Annotated in this window: 5 protein-coding genes and 3 tRNA genes; 3 read left to right on the forward strand and 5 right to left on the reverse strand. The window is 66.4% G+C overall.

Annotated features, from left to right (window positions below; all coding sequences use genetic code 11):
- The 3 genes from JHC36_RS06520 to JHC36_RS06530 all read left to right on the forward strand — a co-directional run.
- On the forward strand, nucleotides 1-528 hold a 528-nt coding region (locus tag JHC36_RS06520), incomplete at its 5' end, for a ComEC/Rec2 family competence protein (protein WP_503006934.1).
- A gap of 151 nt (nucleotides 529-679) precedes the next feature.
- A complete protein-coding gene (gene rlmD / locus JHC36_RS06525; RefSeq protein ID WP_287917314.1) occupies nucleotides 680-2,167 on the forward strand; it encodes a 23S rRNA (uracil(1939)-C(5))-methyltransferase RlmD in 1,488 nt (495 codons plus the stop codon).
- An 84-nt stretch (nucleotides 2,168-2,251) separates the two neighbouring features.
- On the forward strand, nucleotides 2,252-3,925 hold the full coding sequence (locus tag JHC36_RS06530) for an acyl-CoA synthetase (protein WP_287917316.1): 1,674 nt from the start codon (nucleotides 2,252-2,254) through the stop codon (nucleotides 3,923-3,925).
- A 177-nt stretch (nucleotides 3,926-4,102) separates the two neighbouring features.
- On the opposite strand, the gene JHC36_RS06535 is transcribed toward JHC36_RS06530, so the two are convergent.
- From JHC36_RS06535 to JHC36_RS06555, 5 genes are all read right to left on the reverse strand, one after another.
- Nucleotides 4,103-4,179, reverse strand: a tRNA-Asp gene (locus JHC36_RS06535).
- Nucleotides 4,180-4,263: 84 nt separating this feature from the next.
- Nucleotides 4,264-4,339, reverse strand: a tRNA-Glu gene (locus JHC36_RS06540).
- 31 nt (nucleotides 4,340-4,370) lie between these two features.
- Nucleotides 4,371-4,446: transfer RNA gene (locus tag JHC36_RS06545), tRNA-Ala, on the reverse strand.
- 74 nt (nucleotides 4,447-4,520) lie between these two features.
- A complete protein-coding gene (gene gltX, locus JHC36_RS06550; protein ID WP_287917318.1) occupies nucleotides 4,521-5,912 on the reverse strand; it encodes a glutamate--tRNA ligase in 1,392 nt (463 codons plus the stop codon).
- The coding region (locus JHC36_RS06555; RefSeq protein WP_287917320.1) for a PLP-dependent transferase at nucleotides 5,909-6,704 on the reverse strand (796 nt) is incomplete at its 5' end. The genes gltX and JHC36_RS06555, both read right to left, overlap by 4 nt.

A 6,704-nucleotide genomic window follows, 5' to 3' on the forward strand; every position in this document is an offset into this window, starting at 1 on the left:
GCCGGGCGTCCGGCCACCCGCTGCGTCGCGGGCCAACGCTGGGTGTGGGACGGCGTGCGCTTCGAGGTGTTGCATCCCGTGCCCGAGGACTACGCCACCGCGCGCAAGACGAACGCCTTGAGTTGCGTGCTGCACGTCGACAACGGCGAACACCGCGCGCTGCTCGTGGGCGACATCGAGGCCGCTCAGGAAGCGGCGGTGCTTGCGCGCGCCGGGCAGGCGCAGGCCTTGCGTAGCGACGTGCTGCTGGTGCCGCACCACGGCAGCAAAACCTCGTCGACCGCCGCCTTCCTCGACGCGGTCGCGCCGCGCTGGGCGCTGGTGCAGGCGGGCTATCGCAACCGCTACGGCCACCCGGCACCCGAGGTGTTGGCACGCTACCAGGCGCGCGGCATCCAGGTCATCGACTCCGTCCACTGCGGCGCGGCGCAATGGTCTTCGGCCGAGCCGGGCCGCATGGTTTGCGAGCGTGAGCGCGTGCCGCATTACTGGCAGCACCGCGCACCGCCCTTGGGAAACGCTGAATAAGGCAACGCTGGCGAATCGGAGCCAAGCACGGTGCTCGCTCCCTCGCCGATCGATTTGCGGTCGCTGCGCTCCGTGCGCCTTGCGCTTCATCCCGCTCGCGGATTTCTTCAGCGTTTCCCTGACGCATCGCCGGGGCTGAGACAATCGCCCCATGAGTGATGATTCCGACCTCCAAGCTCTGACCTCTCCCGAAGCCACCGCCCCTTGCAGCGACGCGGCGCCCGCGCTGCCCGAAGGCTGGCTGCGCGTCGACGCGCTCGACATCGAAGCCCAGGGCATCGCCCGCCGCCCCGATGGCAAGGTGGTGTTCATCGAGGGCGCGTTGCCTGGCGAGATCGTCAGCGCCTCGGTGCACCGCAAGAAGAACAACTGGGAGGCGGCCACCCTCACCGCCATCCACCGCGAGTCGAGCCAGCGCGTACGCCCCGTCTGCCCGCACTTCGGCCTGCACACGGGCGCCTGTGGCGGCTGCAAGATGCAGCATCTGCATCCGGCCGCTCAGGTGGCGGTCAAGCAGCGCGTGCTCGAAGACAATCTTTGGCATCTCGGCAAGGTGCGCGCCGAGACCCTGCTGCGCCCCATCGAGGGCCCGGCCTGGGGTTATCGCTACCGCGCCCGGCTGGCGGTGCGCTATGTGCACCGCAAGGGCGAAGTGCTGATCGGCTTTCATGAGCGCAAAAGCCGCTACATCGCCGATATGCGCAGCTGTTCGGTGCTGCCCGCTCAGGTGAGCGCACTTTTGGTTCCACTGCGGGCGCTGATTGGGAGCATGGATGCGCGCGAAACCTGCCCCCAGATCGAGCTCGCCTGCGGTGACGCGGTGACCGCATTGGTGCTGCGGCACCTGGAGCCGCTCAGTGAGGATGACGCTGCGCGGCTGCGCGCGTTTGCGCTCCAACACGACGTGCAATGGTGGCTGCAGCCCAAGGGGCCCGATTCGGTGCACCTCCTTGACGAAGGCGGGCCGGAGCTTGCCTATCGCCTGCCCGAGTTCGGCATTACCATGCCCTTCAAGCCCACCGACTTCACGCAGGTCAACCCGCATATCAACCGGGTGCTGGTCAGCCGTGCGCTGCGCCTGCTGGCCGCGCAGCCGCACGAGCGCGTGATCGACTGGTTCTGTGGTCTGGGCAATTTCACGCTGCCGCTGGCCACCCAGGCGCGCGAGGTGCTTGGCATTGAGGGCAGCGCGGCACTGGTCGAGCGCGCGCAGAAAAATTTTGAGCGAAATTCGCAAAACCCCGGCGTGATTCGGTCACTCTGTGCTACGAACTTCGTAGCGCGCAACCTCTTCGAGATGACGCCCCAGATGCTCGTCGCCGACGGCAGCGCCGACAAATGGCTGGTCGACCCGCCGCGCGAAGGCGCATTCGCGCTGGTCAAAGCCCTGGCCGAGCTGCACCAGTCGCGCATGGGTGCCGAAGGCGCAGCGCCGCTGCCCGCCGCGGCCCAGGGCTGGCAGCCCCCGCAGCGCATCGTCTACGTCAGCTGCAACCCGGCTACCCTCGCGCGCGACGCCGGCCTGCTCGTGCACCAAGCCGGCTACCGCTGCACGGCTGCCGGCGTGGTGAACATGTTCCCGCACACCGCGCATGTGGAGAGCGTCGCGGTGTTCGAGCGCGCCGCCGCGACGGTTTGACGACCCCCCGGGCCGCGGGAAATCCCCGGTCGGCACGGTGCGCAGGCTGCGCAAAATGGCGGCACCTGCCCGAGGAGCCGCCCCATGCCCAGCATTTTTGACCAGGACCTGCCCCGCACCGAGGCGAACTTTGCGCCGCTCACGCCGCTCGCCTTCATCGAACGCACGGCCGAGGTCTACCCCGAGCGGCTGGCCATCGTCTATGGCGAGCTGCGGCAAACCTGGCGCGAGACCGCTGCCCGCGCCCGCCGGCTGGCCGGTGCGCTGCAGCAGGCAGGCATCGCGAGGAACGACACCGTCGCGGTGATGTTGCCCAACACGCCGCCGATGGTGGAGGCGCATTTCGGTGTGCCCATGGCCGGCGCCGTGCTCAACACGCTCAACACCCGGCTCGAGGCGGCAAGCATTGCCTACATGCTCGATCACGGCGAGGCCAAGGCCATCATTGTCGATACCGAATTCGCGCCGGTCGTCGCGCAGGCGCTCGAGCTCCGTGAGCGCCCCGAGCCCATCCTCGTCATCGAAGCCCACGACCCGCTTGACGAGGCGCAGGACCCGCGGGGGGACATCGAGCGTGCGCGCGCGAGGCTGAGCGCCATGGGCTACGAAGACTTCCTCGCTGGCGGCGACCCCGCGTTTGCCTGGGTCTGGCCCCGCGACGAGTGGGATGCGATCGCGCTCAACTACACCAGCGGCACCACCGGGCGCCCCAAGGGCGTCGTTTATCACCACCGCGGCGCAGCGCTCAACGCGCTCAGCAACATCCTGGAATGGGACATGCCCAAGCACCCCGTGTATCTGTGGACGCTGCCCATGTTCCACTGCAACGGCTGGTGCTTCCCGTGGACCATCGCCGCGCGAGCGGGCGTGAACGTTTGCCTGCGGCGCGTCGAGACCCGGGGCATGATCGAGGCCATGCGCACGCACGGCGTGACCCACTATTGCGGCGCCCCCATCGTGCACGCGATGCTGGTCCACACGAGCGAATCCGAGCGCGCTGGCCTGCCCCGCGGCATCCGCGCCATGGTGGCCGCAGCGGCGCCACCGGCCTCGCTGATCGAAGGCATGGACCGGCTCGGCTTTGACCTCACGCATGTCTATGGGCTCACCGAGGTGTACGGGCCGGCGATGGTCTGCGCGAAACACCCCGAGTGGGCCGAACTCGACGTGGCCGAGCGCGCGCGCCTCAATGCGCGCCAAGGCGTGCGCTACCACCTGCAGCGCGACGCCCGCGTGCTCGACCCCGAGACCCTGCAGCCCGTGCCTTGGGATGGTGAAACCCTGGGCGAAATCATGTTCCGCGGCAACATCACCATGAAGGGCTATCTGAAGAACCCGCAGGCCACGCGCGAAGCCTTTGCCGGTGGCTGGTTCCACAGCGGCGACCTCGCCGTCCAGCACCCCGACGGCTACATCAAGATCAAGGACCGAAGCAAAGACATCATCATCTCCGGCGGCGAAAACATCTCATCGCTCGAAATCGAGGACGTGCTCTACCGCCACCCCGACGTGGCCGCCGCCGCGGTCGTCGCGCGGCCCGACCCGAAGTGGGGCGAAACCCCGTGCGCCTTCATCGAGCTGCGACCGGGCGCGAGCCTCACGGCCGAAGACATCGTGCGCCATTGCCGGCAACACCTTGCCGGCTTCAAGATCCCGCGTGCCGTGGTGTTTGGCGAACTGCCCAAGACCAGCACCGGCAAGATTCAGAAATTCGAATTGCGTCAGCGTGCGGGCTCCGCGCAAGCGATCGACGTGTGACGATCCACGAGGGTGGCGCCGCGGCTGTCTGCGGGCAGGAACAAGGCAACGCTGAACCAGTTCCCGTGATGGCGCGCGCCCGCAGCTGGGATGCGCGACGCGTGGGGGACTGGTTTGGCGTTGCCAAAAAAATGCCCGCCGAAGGGCGGGCATTCGTGAGGAAGACCTCAGAAAGTTTGGCGGAGTGGACGGGGCTCGAACCCGCGACCCCCGGCGTGACAGGCCGGTATTCTAACCAACTGAACTACCACTCCTGGCAGCCAGCGTTTGCTCTTGCGAGCCAAGTGCTGACGACTTGTGCCTCAGTTTGCCTCTTCGCTCGAAGAGCCAAGCCTGTTTGGCGACCCTACGGGGATTCGAACCCCGGTACTCACCGTGAAAGGGTGATGTCCTAGGCCTCTAGACGATAGGGTCAAAACCTTTGGACGTATCCATTCGACGCTGTTGGTGGAGGTAAGCGGGATCGAACCGCTGACCTCTTGCATGCCATGCAAGCGCTCTCCCAGCTGAGCTATACCCCCCTGCACCGAAGACTTGCATTTCTGACTCAGAGATGCGCTTCGTTCGCGTCGAGACTCGCATTATAGAGGGATTTTTATGCGTTTTTGAGCCGCTCCAAAATTTTTTCTCGATCGAACAGGGCCAGCACCGCGTCGATGGACGGGGTTTGCGGCGTCCCCATCACCAGCACCCGCACCGGCATGGCCAGTTGCGGCATTTTCAGCTGATGCTCGGCGAGCACGGCTTTGATGGCCGCCGCAATCCCTTCCTTCGTCCACTCGCAGCTCGCCAGCCGCTCGGCCAGCGCGGCCAAGGCCGGCCGCACCGCATCGGTCAGGTACTGCGCGCGGTCGGCTTCGCTCGGATGCACCTCGGCGTAGTAAGGCCGCGCCCACTGTGCAAGCGCGACGGTGGTGTCGCAGCGATCTTTGAACAGCCCGCAGATCGCACTCAAGCGATCATCGGCCGCGATGCCCATGCGGGCGAGCTGCTCGGCCACCAGTGGCGCGAGCTTGGCGTCCTCGGTCATCTTCATGTGCTGCGCATTGACCCAACGGAGCTTAGCTTCGTCGAACTGCGCGGCGCTGCGACCCAAGTGTTCCAGATCGAACCACTGCAGGAACTGCTCGCGCGTGAAGATTTCGTCGTCGCCATGGCTCCAGCCCAGGCGGGCCAGGTAGTTGATCATGGCGTCGGGCAGGAAGCCCTCGTCTCGATATTGCGTGACCGCCTTGGCCCCGTGGCGCTTGCTCATCTTCTCGCCGTGCTCGTTGAGCACCGTCGGCAGGTGCGCGTAGATCGGCGGCTCGTGCCCGAGGGCGCGGAAGATGTTGATTTGCCGCGGGGTGTTGTTGACATGGTCATCGCCGCGAATCACGTGCGTGATGCGCATGTCCATGTCGTCGACCACCACGCAGAAGTTGTAGGTCGGGGTGCCGTCGGCACGGGCAATCACGAGGTCGTCGAGTTCCTCGTTGCGAATCTCGATGCGCCCCTTGACCTTGTCGTCCCAGGCCACCACCCCATCCTTGGGGTTTTTGAAGCGCAAGACCGGCCGGACGCCTTCAGGAACGGGCGGCAGTGTCTTGCCGGGCTCGGGTCTCCAGGTGCCGTCATAACGAGGCTTTTCTTTCGCGGCCATCTGGCGCTCGCGCAGAGCCTCGAGTTCGGCCTGACTCATGTAGCAGGGATAGGCGTGGCCTTCGGCGAGCAACTGGGCCAGCACTTCCTTGTAGCGATCCATGCGCTGCATCTGGTAGTAGGGGCCCTCATCGGGGTCCATGCCCAGCCAGCGCATGCTCTCGAGGATCACGTCCACCGCAGCCTGCGTCGAGCGCTCGAGGTCGGTGTCCTCGATCCGCAGGATGAAGGTGCCGCCATTGGCGCGCGCATACGCCCAGGGATAAAGCGCCGAGCGGATGTTGCCGAGATGGATGAAACCAGTGGGCGAAGGGGCGAATCGGGTGCGGACAGCAGGATTTTTCATGGCAGGGTTTCAAGACCACGCAACAGGTCGGATTGGATGTCGCCGAGATGCTCGAGGCCCACGGCGATGCGGATCAAGCCTTGGCTGATTCCGGCCGCCTGGCGCTGTTCCTCGGTGAGCCGGCCGTGCGAAGTGCTGGCCGGGTGGGTGATGAGGGTTTTGACGTCGCCCAGATTGGCCGTGATCGACAGCATCCGGGTCGAGTCGATGACATGGAAGGCGCGCGCGCGGGCCTGCTCAGGCGTGCTCGCGCGCAGTTCGAACGAGACGACGGCGCCGCCCAGGCCGGACTGCTGCGCCATCGCCAGCGCGTGCTGCGGGTGCGACGGTAGACCCGGGTAGTGGACGGCCGCAATGCCCGCGTGCTGCTGCAGCCATCGCGCGAGCTCCAGGGCACGCGCCGATTGCGCCTGCATGCGCAGCGAGAGCGGCTCCATGCCCTTGAGCACCACCCAGGCATTGAACGGCGAAAGACTCATGCCCGCGCTGCGCAGTGTCGAAACACAGCTTTGGGCGATGGCCTCTCCGGTGCACAACGCGCCCGCGACGACCCTTCCTTGGCCATCGAGGTATTTGGTGCCGGAGTGGACAACGACATCGGCACCCAATTCCATCGGACGCTGCAGCGCCGGGGTGGCAAAACAGTTGTCGACCGCGAGCAGCGCACCGGCTTCGTGCGCCAAGTCGGCCAGCGCACGGATGTCGCAGACCTCGGTCAAGGGGTTGGTCGGGGTCTCGGCAAACAGCAAACGGGTGCGGCCGGGGCGGATTGCAGCCCGCCACTGCGCAAGA

This window comes from Tibeticola sp. (genome assembly GCF_022759015.1).
GTDB lineage: Bacteria > Pseudomonadota > Gammaproteobacteria > Burkholderiales > Burkholderiaceae_C > Tibeticola > Tibeticola sediminis.